Below are 19440 nucleotides of genomic sequence, written 5' to 3'. Positions count from 1 at the left end.
CGACGCGGAGCGTCGCACCGACCGAGGCCGGCGAGCGACTTTTCCAATCTCTTGTTCCCCGCTTCGAGGAAATCGAAGCCGACCTTGCAAGCCTGGTGGCCTTTCGCGACAAGCCCTCTGGAACGGTCCGTATCACGCTGTCCGACCATGCGCTCCAGACGACCGTCTGGCCGAAGCTGCAGCCCTTGCTCAGCGACTATCCTGACGTGCGCGTCGAGCTCTACAGCGACAACGGCATGAAGAACATTGTGGAGGAGCGCTTCGACGCAGGCGTGCGGCTTGGTGAGAGCATCGACAGGGATATGATCGCAGTGAGGATCGGGCCGGATTGGAGGCTCGTGGCCGTGGCTTCGCCGGAGTACTTTTCCCGCCATCCGGTTCCGACCGCACCCCAGGATCTGGTCGATCATGACTGCATTAATATGCGGCAGGCAACGTTCGGCGGATTATATGTCTGGGAATTCGCCAAGGATGGCCGCGACCTTCGTGTGCGGGTGGAAGGCCAACTCACCTTCAATTCGTCCATTCCCATGATCGAGGCTGCGATAAGCGGTTTCGGGATCGCCTATGTCCCGGAAAACCTCGTCAGCCACCACATCGCCAAGGGATGCCTTAGGCTCGTGCTTGACGACTGGAGCCCGCCGTTTGCGGGCTATCACCTCTACTACCCGAGCAGGCGACAGCTCTCGCCTGCGATGGCGGTGATCGTGGAGGCGCTCCGCCATCGTATCTGACCCCTTTAGAAGCGTACTCTTTGAATGCTCGCCTATTCGCGCAGCAAGGGTCACCAGAGGCGCATCAAGCGAGCTTTTCCAGCGTGATTGGAAGGCTTCGAATGCGTTTGCCGGTCGCGTGGAAGACGGCATTCCCGATCGCTGGGGCGACCCCTACGACACCGATCTCGCCGACTCCTTTGCCCCCCAGAGCAGTTGCCTGCATGTCCGGAATACCAACCGAAATCACTTGGATGTCGGGCACATCGGCGTTGACCGGGACGGCATAGTCGGCAAAATTCGCGTTGATGGTGCGTCCGTCCCGCTGGTCGACGTAACCCTCTTCCAGGAGAGCTTGCCCGAGACCCATCACCATACCGCTGATCCACTGGCTTTCGGCAAGCTTCGGATTGAAGATCCTGCCGCTGTCGAATGCCGAGACCATGCGCTTGACACGGATCGTGCCAAAATCCTCATCGATGCGAACTTCCACGAAATGCGCACACCAGCTATGGGCAGAGACGCCTCCTTCCACCGCGCCCTTCAACTGGGCGAAACTGCGGTCGGCCCCATTCTTCGTCTCTTCGGTGGCGCCTGGAGCAAAGGTGTTGCCCTCGATTTCCAGTTTGTCTGTGCCCACTGCCTTCAACAGTTCCGCTATGCTGATGCCGCCGGTCGGTCGACGGGTCGGCCGTACCGAGCCGTTTTCGAACGTGAGGTCAGTCGCCTTCGAGGCTGCCAGCGGCGACTTCGGATCGGATGCGGCAAGCGCCAGGAAGGCATCCCGTGCATTCTTGGCCGCCTTGTTCACCGCTCCCGTCAGGTTGTTGGCCTGCTGGGAGCCGCCAGCGAGCGCCGATCTGGGGAGGATGGTATCGCCAAGCCGCACCGCGACGGTCTCGACGGGAACACCCAGAGCGTCAGCCGCGGTCTGGGCGAGAATGGTATAGGTCCCCGTTCCCATGTCGGTGCCTGCGCTGAGGACTTCGATCTGTCCACTGGCATGGAATACGATCTTGGCTTCGCTCGCAGTCCGGATCATGGGGTATGACCCGGCGGCCATTCCATAACCGATCAACTCGCGGCCTTCGCGCATCGAGCGAGGGGCCGGGTTCCTGTTCCACCAGCCGATGGCTTCTGCGCCGGCGGCATAGGCTTCGCGCAACTGTCGAGTGGTCCACGGCATACTGTTGCTGGGATCGATCTCCGCCCAGTTGGCAAGGCGAAGCGTGATCGGATCAATGTTGAGCGCGTACGCCAGTTCGTCGATCGCGCTTTCCAGAGCATAAGCACTGGGGTTTTCGCCGGGGCCCCGTTTCCAGCCAGGCTGAACCGTATTGACCGGCACGACGTTGAGACGTGACGAGAAGTTCGGCATCGCATACATGATTTTCGTCACATTGTTGCAAGCCTCGATGTGGACTTCGTCGATCGCTGTCTCGTTCCAGCTCTCATGGACAATCGAGCTTATCTTTCCGTCCTTCGAGGCGCCGATCGACAGGGTCTGCCGAGTTGCCGGTCGGCCGCCAAGGCCGGTGAAGGTCTGCGGTCTAGTGAGAGAAACCTTGACGGGCCTGCTGAGCCTCCGTGAGGCCGCGCAAGCCAGCCCCACATGTGGATGTGCCCCGATCTTGGACCCGAACCCGCCGCCGACGTAAGGCGAGATCACCCGCACATTTTCGATGTCGATGCCGAGCCATTCCGACACGACGCTTCGAGCCCCGCCAACCCACTGGCTGGGCTCCCAGACGGTGATTTTCCCGTTCTCCCAGGAAGCGATGCAGGCATGCGGCTCTATCGGCACATTGTATTCGCGTGATGTCGTGTAGGTGACGTCTACCTTGACCTCGGAATTGGCCAGGGCTGTCGCGGCATCGCCCCAGGCAGCACCCATGGGATCGATGAGCTGGGCTTTTGCCTTGGGATCGTTGATGTCGAGAATAGGGTCGCCGTCCTCATATTCCACCTTGAGAAGGCTTGCCGCTTCCGTTGCCTGTTCAAAGGTTTCAGCGACCACGAGCGCGATATGCATGCCGTTGAAGCGGACCACATCGTCCTGAATTGGGGTAAATTCCTCGGTGGCTCCGCCGCCCTTGCTGTAGACGGTCGGCTTGTTGAGCTTCAGGGAATTCTGCGCGGTATAGACGTCCAAGACGCCCGGCAGAGCCTTGGCGGCCGAAGTATCGATATTGACGATACGCCCTGCCGGCCGTGTCGATTGGACGGAAACGCCATAAGCCAAGTTCTCCAGCTTCTGCTCGATCGCATAGCGGGCCTGCCCGGTGACTTTCAACGGGCCTTCGGCGCGCGACAGACGCGCACCGAGCACAGAGCCCTTGGATTTAGTGGGATCGCTTGCAAAAGCTGTTTCGCCCGACAAGCCAACCCCAGCGGTGGCCACAGCGGCTGCGCCTGCTCCGAGTTTCATGACGGTACGCCGGTTGAGTTCGAACTCGTTGCCATGTGTCATGCGATATCTCCTACCGTCATCAGGGCGCGTGCCACGACCTTCGGTGCCAGCTCGATTTTGAACGCATTGTGTCCCCTCGACTTTGCGCCATCGACGGCAGCTGCAGCAGCAGTGCGGAGCGTTGCCTCGTCGAGTGTCTTTCCCTTGAGCGCATCCTCGACCGCACGAAGGCGCCATGGCTTGGTGGCAACGCCGCCAACTGCAATGCGCACATCGCGGATCGTCTTGCCGTCCGCTTCCATCTCGATACCAACGGCAGCACTGGCTGCCGCGAACTCATAAGACGCGCGATCGCGGACCTTGAGATAATGGGAGCGCTTCAACGCGGCCGAACGCGGGATCTCGATCCCGACGATCATCTCGCCTGGCGCCAACTGGTGCTCGAGATGGGGGGTATCGCCCGGGAGCAGGAAGAATTCGTCGACGGGAATTTTGCGTTCGGAAGCTCCCCGGACGATGACCGTGGCGTCGAATGCCACCAGGGAAACTGCAAAATCTCCCGGATAGATCGCTATGCACGCGTCACTCGTGCCAAGCACCGCGTGGTTGCGGTTGACACCCTCGAGCGCTGCACATCCGGAGCCGGGATTGCGCTTGTTGCAGTTCGAATAGGCGCCGGGGTCGCGGAAGTACGTGCAGCGGGTTCGCTGCATCAGGTTGCCGCCGATGGACGCCATGTTGCGTAGCTGCGCCGAGGCGGCGCGCCACAGGCTTTCGGAGAGAACCGGTGCCGCTTCCTTGATGTCTGCGTGGGCCGCGACCTTGCTCATCTTGGCAAGGGCGCGGATACGAATGACATCCGCAGACACCTCGATCGTGTCGAGCCCGGAAAGGCGGGTGATGTCCACCACGCGGGCAGGGCGCTCGACATTCAGCTTCATGAGGTCAAGGAGCGTGGTGCCGCCCGCGAGAAAAAGGGTCTCGGGCTTGGCAGCCTCAGCAACCGCCGTTGCGGCGTCTTCGGCGCGGAGATACTCGAACGTTCTCATAGTGCTGCCTCCTTCTTGAGGCGGCTGGCAGCATCGCGCACCGCGGCGACGATATGGGGGTAAGCGCCGCACCTGCAGATATTGCCGCTCATGTATTCGCGGATGTCCTCGTCCGTACCGGCGTGGCCTTCGCGAATACAGGCAACAGCCGACATGATCTGGCCTGGGGTGCAATAACCGCACTGGAAAGCGTCGTGCTCGATAAAGGCAGTTTGAACCGCGTGCATCACACCGTCGGCTGTCTGCAGGCCCTCGATCGTTGTGATCTGACGGCCCTCGACCTGGGCCGCCAAGGTGAGACAGCTCAGAACGCGCTCACCTTCGACGTGAACTGTGCAGGCACCGCACTGGCCGTGATCGCAGCCTTTCTTCGTGCCGGGCAGGTTGGCATGCTCGCGTAGTGCGTCCAGCAGGGTCACGCGTGCGTCAAGATTGAACTGGTGGCGGCGGCTGTTGATGTCCAAGGCTAGCTGTCGGGGCTCTGACATGTCGTCTCCTCGAGTGGCGAGCGGGGATTGGGACTTCTCGCGAAGTCGACCGGACCGACGAAGCCTGCGGCATCAGTCGGAAAGGAAGTCTATTCCGAAGGCCCTGTCGTCGGCCGGTTGCCTAAGCAACCCTCAGGAGAGCACGGACGCGACATTCGAATTAGCCCTCAAAATTCGCATGAGCCTATCAATGGCACTCATGAATACACCTGCGAGTGGTGGTGCTGAATGCGAACCTTCAGCTGTCGAAGGCCAGTGAGCTGGATAGCTCCTCATGGGCGTCGACCTGCTGCTGCAGCAGAGCGAGTTTCTGCCTGACCATGCCAAGAGCATCGGCGCCGGCGATGAAGCGACGGGGCAGCTCCGGCTTGTCGACCAGAGTTATCAGCGCCTGCGCGAGTTTGGCCGGGTCGCCGACTTGCCGGCCGTTCGCGGCTTTCCAACCCGTTATCTGCTGGGCGCGACGTTCGCTGTAATCGCTAACGGATGACGGAGCATATTGAGTGGATTCGTCCGTCAGCAGCTCCGTGCGGAAAAACCCGGGGTTCACGATCATGGTTTCAATGCCGAACGGCGCCACCTCGGCTTGCAGCGACTCGATCCAGCCATCCACGCCGAATTTTGCCGCCGCGTACGCAGAACAGAACTCGAAACCAACCAGGCCTGCCGTCGATGAGATTGCAATGACCTTGCCAGAACCCTGCGCGCGCATCACCGGCAGGACTGCACGGGTGACATTCATGGCCCCGGTCAGGGTGGACGCGAGCTGAAGTTCGATATGGGCCGGAGTCAGGTCCTCGAAATAGCCCGCATAGAAGCCCGCGGCATTGTTGACGAGCACGTCCAGGCGACCAAAGCGGTCGAGGGTTGCCTTCACCGCGGCATCGGCGTCGGCCGGCTTGGTCACGTCCAACGTCACGACCAAAAGATTATCCGATTGGCCGATCGCCTTGGCGACCCGAGCCGGGTTACGGCCGGTCGCAACGACCTTATCGCCGATCGCCAAGACCGCCTTGGCAAAGTGGAGGCCCATGCCTCGCCCAGCGCCGGTAATCAACCATACTCTACTCATAGCCGTATCCTTCCTACCCAGTATCTTTTCAATTTATGCGGCGTTGGCTTTTGGGACGTCCGTCTCAGCGGTGATCTTGAACCACCCGGTGGCGGACTGAATCACACCCCATAGTTTCGCTGGAATATCGATGCCCAGAACGCTCGACGGCCGGATTTCGGTCTCGATCAGATCCTCGCGGCCGCTCTTTGCCAGCTGGACCCACTCCGGGTTCATCACCAGTCCTTGCCCAACCGCGACGAGCGTGAGGCCTGTCGCCAGGGCGAGCTCGGCCTGAAAAGGCGTCCTGACCTGACCCGCGGCAACGACCGGGACCCGACCGCTGGCTCGGTGAGTGATCAGGCCGGCGATGGTGTCGCCCTCGGGCGCCTTTATAGGCTTTGCCTCGAGAACGCTCGTCAGAGATGCATGGAGGTAGTCCACACCTTCATCGATAAGACGTTCAATCAGCTCGTACGTGTCGGCAATACGCAAGCCACCTGACTCGGGTTCCTCGGGTGACACCCGGTAGCCCACGAGGAAGGGGCGGTTCGCATGTGCCGTGGCCACTCGCTTTACCTCACGCATCACGGCGATCGGGAAACGCATCCGATTTTCGAGCGTGCCGCCCCATTCATCGCCACGCTGATTGTAGAGAGGCGAGAAGAAGTTCTGGATCAGAAATCCGTGAGCGCCATGCAGTTCGATGCCGTCGAAGCCTGCCTCGATGGCCCGTCGTGTCGCCTCGCCATAGGCGGTAATGATCGCGAGGATTTCGTCATTCGACAGTGCACGTGTCTTCACACCGCCCGGATTGAAGGGGCCGGGCGGGACTTCGAGCGCACTGGCGCTGACGATCTCGCCGCCGGGTATAAGTGCCGGCACGGCCTTGTTCCCGGCATGAAAGATTTGCAGGACGGCCAGGGCCCCGCCGCTTTTGGCCGCTGACGCCAACCTTGAGAGGCTTGGGATGAAACGATCGTCGTAGGAGGCGAATTCGCCCGCAAAGCCGATGCCGTCGGGCAAGACATGGGTGCAGCCGGTGAGCACAAGTCCGACGCCATTTGCCCGACGCCGGTAGTAGGTGATCTCCGCATCGGAGACCGTTCCGTCGTCATTGGCCGACCAGGTGGTCATCGGCGCCATGACAATCCTGTTGTCGACGCTCAACCCGTTCGGAAATTGGAACGGCTGGAAGATCTGTCGTGAGGTGTCCACAGCGTTTCCCTTTCGACGCGCGTTTCGTTGTCTCCGGGGTGAAATAGCGAATAGGACTCGATATGATTAGCCGTTACAATCCGCATGAAGTTAGAAATGGGGTTGATAAATGAGGCGCGGAGATTTCAGCGAGCTGGCCGTCTTCATCGCCGTAGCAGAGGCAGGCAGCTTCACACGCGCCGCAGCAAAGCTCGGTCTATCGCAGTCCGCGCTCAGTTACGCTGTCAGGACGCTGGAACAGCGCCTGGGAGTCCGGCTGATCTCACGCACCACACGCAGCCTGTCCGTGACGGTAGCTGGAGAGCGCTTGCTGCGAAGCCTACGACCGGCCTTCGATCACATCGAAAGCGAGATCGCCGCCGTCACCGCCCTGCGCGACAAGCCCGCTGGCCTCATTCGCCTGACGACATTCCGGTATGCTGCCAAGTCAGTACTGTGGCCCGTCATCGCCAAACTCCTCCTGGAGTATCCGGATATCGAAGTGGAATTGAGCCTGGACGAGGGGCTGGTTGACATCGTTGCAAACAAATTCGACGCCGGTATCCGGATCGGCGAGCAGGTCCAGAAGGATATGGTGGCAATAAGGATCGGCCCGGACCTGCGCATGGCGGTGGTCGGATCACCGTCATATTTTGCAAACCGAACCCTTCCAAAGACACCGCGCGAACTTGGGGAACACAGAGGCATCAGCTACCGCCAGAAGACAGGCGGCGGGCTCTTTGCCTGGGAGTTCGAGAAAGGCGGGGAGGAACTTGAAGTCAGGATGAATGGCCCACTCGTCATCAATGACGGTGAAATGCTCGAGGATGCGGCTCTTGACGGTCTCGGTTTAGCATACACCTTTGAAAGCCAGGTTGCTCCGTTCATCGCAGACGGACGCCTTATCCGGGTACTGGAAGACTGGTGCCAACCCTTCTCAGGCTATCACCTCTATTACCCCAGCCGACGCCAGCACACCGCAGCCTTCGCTCTACTTCTCGAGGCCCTCCGTTTCAAGGCGTGACAGGTGGCAGAACCGCATTCAAACATGCCGCTCTACCTTGGCATAGTATGAGGTATCCGTCTCTCATATGCACAACCTCGCGGGACGTCGACAATCAAGGCCCGCTCTGGGAGAACAGGCGCGCCCAGCTCGCCCTCGAAAAAGTCTCAACTTACCCTGACGGACTGCGTTGCGGTGAACTCCGATTCCAGAATTCAGAGCCCCTAAGCCGCCATTCCGCTTCCGGCCCCGCGTAAGCCGAAAAGCAGGTGCTGAATGAACGGCATGTTCCGGGTGCTCCGCAGCCCAGCCTGAAAGACTGACTCGAAGTCGTGAGCTGACGGCCAAGCTTATCGACCCTTGGCCCCTAGCTGGAAAGTCTATCATGAGGATCCGAGCATGGAGATTGGCGCCGGGCAAGTGGCTGCCCGGCACCGACATTGAGAAATCAAAGCGCATTCAAGAATGCCAGCAGCTTGTCGCCCGCCTTGAAGCGCATGCCTTTTTGCCCCTCCATAGCCGTCACCTTCGCCAACGCCGCCTCCTTCAGCGCGAGATGAGCATGGAGGTAGGTCTGTGTTGTTTGAATTGATTCATGGCCAAGCCAAAGCGCAATCACCGCCAGGTCGACGCCGGCCAATAGCAGTTCCATGGCGGCGCTGTGCCGGAGCGTGTGGGGTGAAACGTGTTTTGAACGCAGGGAGCGGTAGGTCTCCGCTGCGACGTTCACGTATTTGGACAACATAAATTGCACAGCATCCGCGCTCATGCGATCTCCGTGGATGGTGGGAAACAGCGCGGTCGCACCGTTGTGCGCTGGTTCCGTCAGCCACTTCTTGACGGCCTCCCGTGCCAGTTTGGTCAGCGGGGTGCTTCTCTCTTTGCGCCCCTTGCCGAAGCATCGAATATGCGCGCCGACGCCGAGCTGTACAGCGTCCCGATCGAGGCCGGTAATCTCGGACAGTCTCAAGCCCGTCTGGACTGCCACGAGCAACAGCGTGTAGTCGCGACGGCCTGCCCACGTCGCCTTGTTGGGGACAGCGAGGATAGCCTCGATCTCGGCTCGGCTGAGGAACTCCACTTCCCGGCGGGCGACGCGCTTTGGTGGGATCGCCAGGACACGCTGGATCTGCATGCTATATGCCGGTTCTTCGAACGCAACGAAACGAAAGAACGTCCTGATCGACGTCAGACGCAGGTTGCGCGATCGTGCTCCGATGCTCCGCTCGGTCTCCAGATGCTCGAGGAAGCCAGCGATCAGACGGGCATCAAGGTCCGTAAGGTTCAACCGCGACGGCGGTCGGCCGAGCTTCTTCGACGCGAAACGAAGAAGGAGTCGAAAGGTATCCCTGTAGGAGGCAATCGTGTTGGGGCTGACGTTCCGCTGCTGCATCAGTCGTTGAGTGAAGAACCGCTCGATCAAAGACGGAAGGATCGTCGGATTCATACCGCATCCCCCCATCTGCTCTCCAGCCGATCGGCGGCATGGCGCATGAGCTCGGGGCACGCTGAAAGATACCAATACGTGTCGCGGGTGTGGGTGTGTCCGAGATAGGTCGACAAGATCGGAAGCATACGGTCGACGTCGTCACCGGCCTCATACCATCGCAAGAGCGTGTTGACGGCATAGGTGTGTCGAAGGTCGTGAATCCTCGGCCCGCGCGTGCCGACCGCTCCACGAAGACCCGCACGCCGCATACTCGTGATGAAGACGAACTCGACGCGCTGCTTGTAGAGGCCCTTGCCGCGTTCGCCGACGAAGAAGCGATCGCCCAGCCGCCTTGCTGGGCTGGCATCCCGTCGTTCACAATAATCCTGAAGCACTGATGCAGTTGTGTGATGGACTGGAACGATCCGCGATTTGCCGAACTTCGACTCCTCGACAGAAATGACCCCGGCATCAAGATCGACATCGGAACGTTTGAGCCGAATCGCCTCTCCGAGTCGCATTCCGGTCACCGCGAGCAGGCCGATACAGCAATGGAAGGTCCATTGCCCGAAGCCGTTCCTGGAACGCCATCGCTTTATCTCCGAGAGGAGGACTTCGATCTCCTCAGCGGTGTAGATATGGGGTTGCGGCCGGTGATGCTGCGGGAACACCCCAGTCGGGGGGATCTCGGTCCGTGGCTCAAGGTCGGCGAGATACCGGGCGAATGTTCGGACCGCGGAGAGCCGGATCGCCCACGTTGCCGGGCCGGCCGAGCTTCCCGCCCATTCTATCGCCAGCTTGCCTGTGACGACGGTCGCTCCCTGTCGATCCATGAACGCGACGAAGTTGCGGAGCTTGCCATCGCCATCCTCGAGTTTGAAACCGAGAGCACGCTTTGTCCGGAGATACGCTTCGAGAAAGTCGTGGAGTTTTGTCATCAGGTGGCCTCCGGCCAGGGAAGGCTCAGCAGGCGCAGACGCGGAAGATCCACCTTCGCGTAAATCCGTGTGGTGTCGTGGCTCAGATGCCGGAGGATTTGGCCGATCTCATTTAGAGTGGCGCCGGACCGAACCATATCTGTCGCAAGTGTGTGTCGGAATACATGCGAGCGAACGTTTGCGATTCCGGTAATGCCGGCACGCTTTAAAGCCCTCGTGGCGACCAAAATGATACCGGTTGCGGTAGGAAAACCCACCTTCGGCGTCTGCAGGCGCAGGAAGAGCTGCCGAGATGCTGAAGATGGCCGATCGTTTACCAGGTAGTCGACGATCGCGGCGCCGACGTCGCACGGCAGAGGTAACACCGACTGCGTTCCCGCCTTACCAGTGATGGAGATCACGCCGGAGCCCCAATCGATATCGTCCAGCGAGAGCTTTGAAACCTCATGGGCGCGCAGTCCCAGGCGAGCCAACAGCAGCAGGATTGCATGGTCGCGGCGCCCTGCGGGCGTGGTGCGATCACAAGCATTGAGAACGCTCTGCAGTTGTACAGGCGTCAGGAACTTCGGCAATGCTGCGTGTCTGCGCCCGCTAATAGCGGGAATGCTTGATGACAGGTCTTCATCAAGCAGGCCCTCGGCAAACAGGTATCGCAGGAAGGACCGCTGCCGTGTGAATATGCTTTGTGTCGTTCTGACGCTGCGATCATGAACATGCCGATCAACGTAGTTCACGACGTCCTGTCGACATATCTGCCTTAGGTCGTCCGTGCCGTTCCAGATCTCCCTGAGAAACGGCAACACGTAATATACGCTGGACTCGATCGTGCTGGGCTGAAGCCCTCGCTTTCGTCTGAGGTACTCGCTGAACGAGTCAAGGACCTGCTCATGTGGATCAGTCACCGGCGGGCTCAGAACGATGCCAGCTTCAAGGAGCTCGCCGAGAAACCGCAAGATCGCCGATCGATCACCGTTTTGGAGCTTGCCCAGCTTCCTTCGGTAGCTCAGGAAGCTGGAAGCCGTCTTGCGAGAAACGTCACTCCCATCGTGATGATGGTCGATGAGCCACCGGGCGTAATCCCCGACCGTCCTTATCGCGCGGCAGATTGTTTGCGTCCGATAACCGGAAGCGTGCATCCAAGTGATGTAAGCATCGACGTTGTCTCGAAAAATCCATCCGTCAAATCGCTGCCATAGCTGGTGGCTGTAGAGATTAATGGTGCAGGTCATCTTGCTCTCCTTTGCATCGTTGCAAGGAGGGCAGAATACTATGCCGAGCCGTGGTGGCCTTTTTTACCGAAAGTCCCGTGGCCTAGGCAGCTTGATCGGCATAGTCTCCGACTCGGGATAAGATCCATACGAGCACATCGACGGCATCAAGGTGAAGACGCGGAATTTCCGATAGAAGCTGCAGCGGATATACCGTCATCATGTGGTAGTCTGGCCCGCATGACGGCGCTTTATCTCAATTGACGCGGAAGACGGTGGATCCCTCAGCCGAATAAAACGCATCCGCCGAAATGGATCGAGCCTCAGCTGACGCGCCTGGTCGACGAAGCGCCCGACGGCGCCGATTGGCTTCACGAGATCACACGATGCTCGCCGGCCTGGCCCGAAGCGGCAGCCGGGCTCCAGTCGTCCGTGCCCGGCTGTGCCGGCCTGGCAAGCACCGGCGGCGCCATGAGCCGGTCCTTGAAACGGCGATCCTTGTAGCGCGCCTTCTTCGCGCGGATCGGCGGCGTGCCCGCCACCATGACGATCTCGTCGGCGGGCGGGAGCTGCATGATCTCGCCCGGGTTAGCAGCGGTCTGGCGGTCTCGGAGCGCGACACCATCAGATGGCCAAGCCAGGGCGAGAGCCGATGGCCCGCATAGTTGCGCATGGCGCGCATCTCGGGAGCACCTCGGCACGGTTCCGTTCGCGCGATAGAAGCAGCGGTTGGCGATTGAGCAGCATGGAATCGCCGAATTCATGCGCGCGGTATCGATACGCGATGAAGGCTGCGGAGGCCTTGGCGAGCAGAGCATCGTCGGCAAAGGCGCGCAAGAGCTCGAAATGGCTTTCGCCGGGCTGGTGGACGCCCGTGAGAACCGCATCGACCACGCGAAGCCGCGTGCCCCGCGCGATGCGCCCTGTCGCAATGCCATTTCCGGCACGCACATTGCCGCCGGGATTGGCAGCTGCCTCAAGTGCGCGCACTACGCTCGTGCCGATCGCAATGATGCGGCCGCCGCGCAGCTTCGCCCACGCGACCTGCGCCGCGGTGCGCCCAGGGATGCGGTATGGCTCGTCGAAGGGAAGGCGCGAGTCGAGCGCGGGATCGCCGGTAGAAGAGACGCCCGCAGCATGCGTGAGTGTTGCAAAGCCAATGTCGTGCCGACGCCAGGCTTGGAGCGTGCGCCAGTCGAGCGCGAAGCCTGCCGATGGCGCCTCGAACGCGACCGGCCCGGCGGCAATCTTCGTCCAAACATCCCACAGTGCCAACGGCTCGGGAACATGCGCGTATTGAATCGGCCGGCCGTGCTGCGCCAGTCCTGCAAGCACCGCTGCGCGATTGCCTGGGAAGTGCAATTCGAGAAGGCGTGGATGGTCGAGAAGGCGCTCGACGACGGCGTCAAGCGAGCCGAGCCGGAGGCGATCGCCTGGTGACAGCGGAGGTGGAGGCAGCCGGTCTTCCGTGCGCGTGCGGTGATCGCCCGAGCCGAAGGCAATCGCCACGAAACGGGTTGGATCGGGAAGTGATAGCCAGCCCGCCAGGCGGATCTCGATCGCCTCACCGCTTGGGACATGCGTGCCGTGCAAGCTGGCAGGCAAGGTCGCGGCGTCATTGGCGACGACCAGATCGCCGGGGTTGAACAGCGTCGCGAGTCCAGCTCGCGGCAGGTCGCGCATCGTGCCGTCCGCCTCGACGACGAACAGCCTGGCGGAGCGCTGATCGGGACGATCGGCGGCAATCATGCATGTGCTCCGGCGAGACGCGTAGAGCGGACCGGCAACGCGTCGAGCATCTTTTCGATGATCTCGGCAGCTGCCTCCTCGGGGCGCTTCAAGGTCGCCGGATCAGCATCAGGGATCGCGAGCGCGTGCAGTGGGGTGTCCATATCGCCGGGGTCAAGTGCGAGGAGCCGGATGCCGTCTGCTTTCGCCTCCTCGTCCCAAATCGCCGTCAGATGGGCAAGAGCGGCCTTGCTCGCGCCGTATGCTCCCCAGCCGGGATAGGCGTTCACCGCGGCGTCGCTGGAAATGTTGATCGCCATCGCGCCACGGCCGCCGCGCGCGGACGCCGCAAGCGCACCGAAAAGAGCCTTCGTCAGCCGGAACGCGCCGACCAGGTTGACGGCGAGCACTGTTTCCAGCTCCTCGCACTCAGTATCGGCGAGGAGCGCCAGAGGGACAGGGCCGAGGCTCGAGGCATTGTTGATCAGGACGTCGAGCCCGCCGAGGCTCGCGGTTACCTGTAGCGCGATCGAGTAGGTGTCCTCCTTCTTGCCGACGTCGCCGACAACGCCGTGCGCGCCCGTCTCGTCAGCGATGCGTGCGACGTTCGCGGCGGTGCGGGCGACGAAGGCGACGCACGCATCCTGTGCGGCAAGCTGCCGCACAAGCGCCAGTCCGAGACCGGACGTGCCGCCCGTGACCGCCACGCGAAGTCCCTGAAGTTCGATATTCGTCTGCATTGCCAGTGCTCCCTTAATCCGTATGCCTCTTGCTACAAGTTAAAGTTAACTTGAAGTCAAGCGGGAATTGTGCTTTGGTTCATGCATGGATTCCATGCTGACCATCACCGACGTGTCACGGCGCAGCGGCGTCGCCTCATCGGCCCTGCGCTTCTACGAGGAGCGCGGGCTGATCGCGTCCGAGCGGGCCGGCTCGGGACACAGACGCTACCCGCGATCCGTGCTGCGCCGGATCGCCTTCATCGTCTTCGCGCAGCGAATTGGGCTGACACTTGAGGAGATCGGCGCCGAGCTGGCCAAGTTGCCGGCCGATCGCGTGCCGTCGCGTCGGGATTGGTCGCGGTTGTCGGGCCAGTGGACCAAGCGCATCGACCAGCGCATCGCCGAGTTGCAGCGCCTGAGGTCGGGGCTTACCGAGTGCATCGGTTGCGGCTGCCTGTCGATGGACCGGTGTAGCCTTGCGAACCCTGCCGATATGGCAGGACGCAAGGGGCCGGGGCCGAGGTATTGGCTGGGGTGAGTTGACAGCCTGCCTGTCCCTATTGCAGAACTCGGCAGCGCAAGACTTCGCCAAGTGCGAGACGCTGCGGGCCCCGGTAAGGTCAGGGCGCGGCGGCCCTGATGTCAATTCAGGAATCGCGCTGAACCGGACAGCTCCTGCATTTGTCTCAAAACCGCGGTCAACAAAGGGTCAGAACAAGAGCTGCTCAAAATCGACGCGATGGAAGGCTCCCGCTCCGCCGGGGTTGGCATCGTTAGGATGGACAAACCGGGAGCGTAAGACTCCTGCGGCGGATTTGATTCGTGATCGTCGCGCAGCCGTACCAGCAGTGCCGCCCGCAGGCCCGCTGCATCTCTTCCGGCGATCCGATCGCCTGTCGCGAGCGACTCAGGTGCTCTTCAGGGTCCCGTTCATCCCTTCCGGATAGAAGCCGCCCTTGCTCACTCCGTCCTTGTCGGTGAGATAGACGATCCGCAGCACTTCCTGCGGCGTCCTGGTGAACGCGATCGCGTCGGGCGTCGAAGGAACGAAATTGGCCTTGCCATTCACCTGGATGCCCTGGTCCTTGTCTTCCGGCCCGTCGATCTTGTCTCGTGCATCGGAGACGGCGTTGGCGGCCTTCCAGGCTTTCTCTCCCTTCCGGTATAGAGTGGAGCGCGCCATTCCCATGTGATAGGCCTCGACCGCCAATATGCCGGCGGCGGCTGCGAGGAAGTCCTTGTCCTTCAGAACCGTCGCAGCACCGGCATAGGCGGTGACGCCGACATCCTCGAACAGCATGCCGCCGAGAACGAAGTTCGTTTCGTTGCCGAAGGGATCGAAGTCCCGCCCGAGGCCCGCTGCCTCCGCGACCGCCTTGAACCCCGCATCGAAATCAATGGCCGGCCTGTCGACTGCGTTCTTTGCAAGCGTCTTGCGGTAGAACCGGACATGCGCGAGTTCGTTTTCAGCAACCTCCTGCATGAATTCGCCGATGGCGGGTGTCTCGAAGGACACTTTCTTTCCGCCGACGACATCGCCGGGTTTGGAACCGGCATCGGCGGCGTCGATGCCTTTTCCGGTGGTGCCGCGAAGATAATATTCGGCCTCCATGTATTCCAGGTTGAGCGCAAAGCGGAAAATGTCCTCGTCCTGCACTTCTTCCTTGGCATAGGCGCGAGAAACCGGCGCCAGGCCCGTCGTGGCGGCGAGGCTGGCTCCCAGCCCAAATTGCAATGCGCGGCGACGGGAAAGGTGGAGTGAAGGGATGGCAAGTATCATGGCTTCCTCCCAAAAGTCCGCCGGGACCACCGTTGGCACCTTATCGCGGGCAACGCGCCCAACTCCGCCATAGGCGAAATGTTCCTGTAAAGGTCGGACTTTGCAGGGGTCGTGCTCCGGATCAATGGCTTTTTGGGCGCGTAACGTCGGAGTTGGCATCGACTATTTGTGACCAAGCCTCGAGTCTAGACATTGAGGTGACACATTATGAGCCGGATAAGCTACGCCCGCGTCGGAACTGGGAGAAACGTCCGCTATCGAACGACCACTTTTCATTCGCGCGGTGAAGCTGCGGAACATCAAAAAGCTGCTCAAGCTCGATCGCAGAAAAGCGCTGCACTTGGTTTGGACCGAACGAGATTGCCGGAAGGTGTGATGCCAGATAAAGCGGGCAGAGGTGCAGTCGCCTCGACGCTGTACTTTTCATCGCGTTATCAAGCCGGTCCGCGATCCCGGTTGCACTCGCCGCCAAACCGGAACCCTGGCCACGGACGAGACAGGCAAGCCTAGCTGGCGGGCCGCCAAGGCAAGCGAAAACCGCCAAATAGAGCCGGATCTAATGTGGGGTATCGAGTTTGACCCAGCTTCACAAAACCCAGAAAGGCCGGCGTATTCTGCAGATGATTGACCTCAGTCGCCGGCCCCCGATCCAGCTGTTCCAGTTCGTGAAGAATATCGACAGGAGGACCAACCGTGACGTTCATGATGACCGCCGTTCCGGCCGAGCTCGATAGAGGATGATCCGTCCCGTCGGCAGAACCTGGGTGAGGAAATCAAAATCGCGGACGTTACCGGTCAGCACGCTCGCACCCAACTGACGCGCCTGCAGGAACACGAGGGCGTCATTTAGGAAGCGCCGCTCGTGCCCCTCCCTCTTGGGCAGATTGCTCAGCCGGAAGAGCAAGCCAGCCAAGACCCCGGCCTGTCCCCAGATCGCATCGTCCGGTGCATGAAGTCGGTAGTCCGGAATGTCCTCTACCGTGGCTTCAATCGTCTCGAGGACAGCTTTTGTGGATGCATGCTTAGGGTCCAGCCGACCAAAGGCTTGGGTCAGCTCAGACAGGCAGGCAGCGGAATGGTGGCATCGGCGATAGGTAAGCAGCGTATCGACTTCAACCGGCGATCGTCCCTGCAGGACATCCAGATAGACGCTCGTATCCAGAAACAGCGGTCCCCCGATCGCAGGTTCGTCAGCAACCCATGGGAGATCGTCGTCGGCCCTGCGCTTCAGCGTTCCGTTGTGCTTTTGGGGCTTTAGCGATCGGAGCGTTTCGGAAAGATCAAACCCCAAGATCTATGTCCGCCGGGATACTGCCCTTACGTCCGACCAGGCGGGCGCCAAAGTCATCTTCGAGGGCCAGGCGCGACAGCGCCAGTTCCAACAGCTCCGTGTCCGAGGTGACATGGGCGCGCTTCTTGGCCGCCTCGATCAACTCCGCGGACACCCGCGCCGAAAGACGGGTATTCTTCGCGGCGCCGAGGAGGCCGGCGGCTTTCGCTTGCTCCAGTACAAGTTTATTGCGGGTCGATGCGACCGTTGCTTCGCTTTCTGCAGCCGTCCGTGTCTGCGCAGCCATGAGAACCTCCTGTGTTGAACAGAATGTAGATTGCGTTGAACGCATAGGCAAGGCTTAGTAGCCGCTGGCCGTCGGGACCATCGCTCCGGGATGATCAAACGGACATCTGACGCTTTCGCACTCATCACGCGCGGTCAGTATTCGGGGCTTGCGACGCAACCCGTGAAGGGCTGAGAAGTCCTCATCGCATTGCAGCGCGAGGGGCAGTCCAAGGTCGCCGACGCGCTCTCAAAGGGTGCGCGTTTTCAGCTCTAGCTGGCCCTGCGGCTTGCCGGATATTACGAGTTCGCCCAGTTTCGACCCTCTGGGCCATTCATTGCCGACGACATCATGGAGAACTTCGACCATTTCCGGTCCGACGAGGTTTTCAGGTTGTTTGGTCAGATGGCAAGCGCTGGCCAGGTGATTTATCTGACGCATCACCAGCACCTGTGCGAGATCGCCAAGGCTGTCGTTCCCGGCGTTACAATTCACGAGCTCACGTAGTTGGCTGCTGCGGCGTGTGATGAGTTGAGGCTGCAAACTGAAAGTAAACGGCCGGGCCGTCAGAAACACACCGCGAAAGGACGGCGAGTGCCACGGCGTCGGGGAACGCATTCCCATCCTCCGCCGGCAAGCCGAAAGCTCCAAGCTGGGCAGCCCGTGCGAAGCCTGGGCGGCTCCCGCGCCGAAAAGCCGTTCAAAATGAGCGATGCCCCGCTGGCGCGGATTTGAAATCATTTCAGGTCTCCTCCTGGAGTTCCTTTTCCTGACGAAAATGGTTTGCAATGAAGAGGGCTTTGGCGCTCGCCGGCTCAAACGAGGAACGCGCCTGGCTGATGTCGGTAGGCCTCGTGCGTTCCGGGTGGACCAATCGGAAGCCGACAGCGAGACGGTCCCAGAGATTGGTGGTGCCGGTGAGAAAGGTCAGCTGGGGGAGCTCTTCGTCACTAAAGGGCCTCTGTCCAGGCGAGGGCGGCGCGTTCGCGCTCGCTGTACAGCGAATCTGCCCTGCGCCAGCCATCGAGCAGATAGAGCCCGCTCTTCCGTCTCGCCGAGCGCGCGAGCGTCCTTGTGTGCATATGAATGCAGTAGGCGCAGCCATTGATCTAGGATGCGCGCATCCTTACGAGCGCGATCAGACTTGGTTCGAGGCAACAGTTGCGGATCGCGTGTTCAAGCGCCCAAAGCGCATTCATAGCGTCAGAAGCTGCCTGTTTCGTTTTCTTGGGTTCAACTCGCATTGTCCTTGTCCCTTCCGGGTTGACGTTCCGCCGTCGCACCGGAAAGACGGCGTTCTTCGTTGCGCAAAATCTGCAGACCCCTCCAGTGCCATGGCGCGCTATGTCGAGCGGCACCGGCGCTTTTCTGATCGCCTCTGACCGGTTTTTCCCGGAACAGGACCGCCAAATGGTGGACGTCCCGCGCCATTGCAGCCTGGTTGGCTTTGGCGGTCAGCCAGGTTCTTGAGCAATCCGCGCGACGGCGGCTGATGCGCCGGAAGGCAGACGATGCTCGCCAGGCCCAACAAAAAATTCTTTATCTAATCGCCGCAACCATGACGCATAAGCTCCAATTGCAGCCGGCGGAAATACCAGAAATCACAGTCAGTGTTGTGGCGTGCCGAACCCATATTGCCCACTTGCTGCAAGACCTGCGACACGCGGGTCCGTCCAAAAAATCATGGCTCTACCGGCAACCGGTTCGATCGCTTGATCTGGGCAAGCGCGAAGCTGGACTCGATCGAGGAGACGCCATCGAGCCGCGTCAGCTTTTCCTTCAGGAAGCGCTCATAGGCGTGCAGGTCGCGCACCACCACACGCAGCAAATAATCGCGCTGGCCAGTCATCAGATAGCAATCGACCACCTCCGGCCAGCGCGCGATTGCCGCGTTGAACCGGTTCAGCTCGCTCTCGCGCTGGCGCTCAAGCTTGATCGAGGCAAACACCGAGATCGGCAGATCGACCATGTCCTGGTCGATCAGTGCGGCATAGCCGGTGATCACCCCCATATCCTCCATCAGGCGGACCCGGCGGGCGCAGGGCGAGGCCGAAAGGCCGACCCGCTCGGCAAGCTGCTGCGCCGTCATCCTGCCATCGACCTGCAGCGCGGCAATGATCTTTCGGTCGATATTGTCCAGTCGACCTTTTGGCATCGAACGTTACTCC

At 60.9% G+C, this 19440-nt stretch carries 19 protein-coding genes and 2 pseudogenes; 4 read left to right on the top strand and 17 right to left on the bottom strand.

The window, feature by feature from the left end:
- Window positions 1-734, top strand: a 734-nt coding sequence (locus tag NKH59_RS26545; protein ID WP_353023517.1) for a LysR substrate-binding domain-containing protein, incomplete at its 5' end; no start/stop codon positions are given.
- 64 nt (window positions 735-798) lie between these two features.
- Here the strand turns inward: NKH59_RS26545 and NKH59_RS26540 are convergent.
- The 5 genes from NKH59_RS26540 to NKH59_RS26520 all read right to left on the bottom strand — a co-directional run bounded on the left by NKH59_RS26540 (window position 799) and on the right by NKH59_RS26520 (window position 6929).
- Window positions 799-3183 (bottom strand): xanthine dehydrogenase family protein molybdopterin-binding subunit, encoded by a 2385-nt coding sequence (locus NKH59_RS26540; RefSeq protein ID WP_353023518.1) that lies wholly within the window; start codon window positions 3181-3183, stop codon window positions 799-801.
- Window positions 3180-4172 carry an FAD binding domain-containing protein gene (locus NKH59_RS26535; RefSeq protein ID WP_353023515.1) on the bottom strand — a complete coding sequence of 331 codons (993 nt, stop codon included), beginning with the start codon at window positions 4170-4172 and terminating at the stop codon, window positions 3180-3182. The genes NKH59_RS26540 and NKH59_RS26535 overlap by 4 nt, the downstream gene beginning before the upstream one ends.
- Window positions 4169-4660 carry a (2Fe-2S)-binding protein gene (locus NKH59_RS26530; RefSeq protein ID WP_352910148.1) on the bottom strand — a complete coding sequence of 164 codons (492 nt, stop codon included), beginning with the start codon at window positions 4658-4660 and terminating at the stop codon, window positions 4169-4171. The genes NKH59_RS26535 and NKH59_RS26530 overlap by 4 nt, the downstream gene beginning before the upstream one ends.
- 238 nt (window positions 4661-4898) lie before the next feature.
- Entirely contained in the window at window positions 4899-5732 is an 834-nt protein-coding gene (locus NKH59_RS26525; RefSeq protein ID WP_353023513.1) for an SDR family oxidoreductase, read from the bottom strand.
- A gap of 33 nt (window positions 5733-5765) precedes the next feature.
- Window positions 5766-6929, bottom strand: coding sequence for an NADH-dependent flavin oxidoreductase (locus NKH59_RS26520; RefSeq protein ID WP_353023511.1), 1164 nt, complete (start codon window positions 6927-6929; stop codon window positions 5766-5768).
- A 109-nt stretch (window positions 6930-7038) separates the two neighbouring features.
- Between NKH59_RS26520 and NKH59_RS26515 the strand changes: the two genes are divergently transcribed.
- Window positions 7039-7932 (top strand): LysR family transcriptional regulator, encoded by an 894-nt coding sequence (locus NKH59_RS26515; RefSeq protein ID WP_353023509.1) that lies wholly within the window; start codon window positions 7039-7041, stop codon window positions 7930-7932.
- A gap of 427 nt (window positions 7933-8359) precedes the next feature.
- Here the strand turns inward: NKH59_RS26515 and NKH59_RS26510 are convergent, their stop codons facing one another.
- From NKH59_RS26510 to NKH59_RS26485, 6 genes and pseudogenes are all read right to left on the bottom strand, one after another.
- On the bottom strand, window positions 8360-9358 hold the full coding sequence (locus NKH59_RS26510) for a tyrosine-type recombinase/integrase (protein WP_353023507.1): 999 nt from the start codon (window positions 9356-9358) through the stop codon (window positions 8360-8362).
- Window positions 9355-10278 carry a tyrosine-type recombinase/integrase gene (locus tag NKH59_RS26505; RefSeq protein ID WP_353023505.1) on the bottom strand — a complete coding sequence of 308 codons (924 nt, stop codon included), beginning with the start codon at window positions 10276-10278 and terminating at the stop codon, window positions 9355-9357. Before NKH59_RS26505 ends, NKH59_RS26510 begins: the two co-directional genes overlap by 4 nt.
- Complete coding sequence (locus tag NKH59_RS26500; protein WP_353023503.1) at window positions 10278-11507, bottom strand: tyrosine-type recombinase/integrase; 1230 nt, start codon at window positions 11505-11507, stop codon at window positions 10278-10280. The genes NKH59_RS26505 and NKH59_RS26500 overlap by 1 nt, the downstream gene beginning before the upstream one ends.
- Before the next feature lie 398 nt (window positions 11508-11905).
- Window positions 11906-12177, bottom strand: a pseudogene (locus NKH59_RS26495) (type IV secretory system conjugative DNA transfer family protein); the annotation flags it as partial.
- Window positions 12111-13235, bottom strand: coding sequence for an S-adenosylmethionine:tRNA ribosyltransferase-isomerase (locus NKH59_RS26490; protein WP_352816244.1), 1125 nt, complete (start codon window positions 13233-13235; stop codon window positions 12111-12113). The gene NKH59_RS26490 and the pseudogene NKH59_RS26495, both read right to left, overlap by 67 nt.
- Window positions 13232-13954 carry an SDR family NAD(P)-dependent oxidoreductase gene (locus NKH59_RS26485; protein ID WP_353023501.1) on the bottom strand — a complete coding sequence of 241 codons (723 nt, stop codon included), beginning with the start codon at window positions 13952-13954 and terminating at the stop codon, window positions 13232-13234. The genes NKH59_RS26490 and NKH59_RS26485 overlap by 4 nt, the downstream gene beginning before the upstream one ends.
- A 94-nt stretch (window positions 13955-14048) precedes the next feature.
- Here NKH59_RS26485 and soxR point away from each other — a divergent pair, with 94 nt between their 5' ends.
- Window positions 14049-14474 carry a redox-sensitive transcriptional activator SoxR gene (soxR, locus tag NKH59_RS26480; protein WP_502895522.1) on the top strand — a complete coding sequence of 142 codons (426 nt, stop codon included), beginning with the start codon at window positions 14049-14051 and terminating at the stop codon, window positions 14472-14474.
- Between the two features lie 369 nt (window positions 14475-14843).
- Here soxR and NKH59_RS26475 read toward each other — a convergent pair whose 3' ends face one another.
- The 4 genes from NKH59_RS26475 to NKH59_RS26460 all read right to left on the bottom strand — a co-directional run bounded on the left by NKH59_RS26475 (window position 14844) and on the right by NKH59_RS26460 (window position 17293).
- Window positions 14844-15716 (bottom strand): ferritin-like domain-containing protein, encoded by an 873-nt coding sequence (locus NKH59_RS26475; RefSeq protein WP_353023499.1) that lies wholly within the window; start codon window positions 15714-15716, stop codon window positions 14844-14846.
- Window positions 15717-16222: 506 nt separating this feature from the next.
- Window positions 16223-16420, bottom strand: a complete 198-nt coding sequence (locus tag NKH59_RS26470) for a hypothetical protein (protein WP_352542309.1) — start codon at window positions 16418-16420, stop codon at window positions 16223-16225.
- Entirely contained in the window at window positions 16417-17007 is a 591-nt protein-coding gene (locus NKH59_RS26465; protein WP_352542308.1) for a type II toxin-antitoxin system VapC family toxin, read from the bottom strand. Before NKH59_RS26465 ends, NKH59_RS26470 begins: the two co-directional genes overlap by 4 nt.
- A complete protein-coding gene (locus tag NKH59_RS26460; protein WP_353023498.1) occupies window positions 16997-17293 on the bottom strand; it encodes a hypothetical protein in 297 nt (98 codons plus the stop codon). The genes NKH59_RS26465 and NKH59_RS26460 overlap by 11 nt, the downstream gene beginning before the upstream one ends.
- A gap of 69 nt (window positions 17294-17362) precedes the next feature.
- Between NKH59_RS26460 and NKH59_RS26455 the strand changes: the two are divergent.
- Window positions 17363-17779, top strand: a pseudogene (locus NKH59_RS26455) (ATP-binding protein); the annotation flags it as partial.
- Between the two features lie 443 nt (window positions 17780-18222).
- Here the strand turns inward: NKH59_RS26455 and NKH59_RS26450 are convergent.
- Window positions 18223-18354, bottom strand: coding sequence for a carboxymuconolactone decarboxylase family protein (locus NKH59_RS26450; RefSeq protein ID WP_353023496.1), 132 nt, complete (start codon window positions 18352-18354; stop codon window positions 18223-18225).
- Window positions 18355-18953: 599 nt separating this feature from the next.
- Entirely contained in the window at window positions 18954-19427 is a 474-nt protein-coding gene (locus NKH59_RS26445; protein ID WP_352542306.1) for an Lrp/AsnC family transcriptional regulator, read from the bottom strand.
- Between the last annotated feature and the right edge of the window lie 13 nt (window positions 19428-19440).

It is taken from the genome of Mesorhizobium sp. M0998, assembly GCF_040318885.1.
GTDB lineage: Bacteria > Pseudomonadota > Alphaproteobacteria > Rhizobiales > Rhizobiaceae > Mesorhizobium.
The sequence above is the reverse complement of the archived record's forward strand: the minus strand, read 5'-3'. Positions and strand labels throughout refer to the sequence as shown.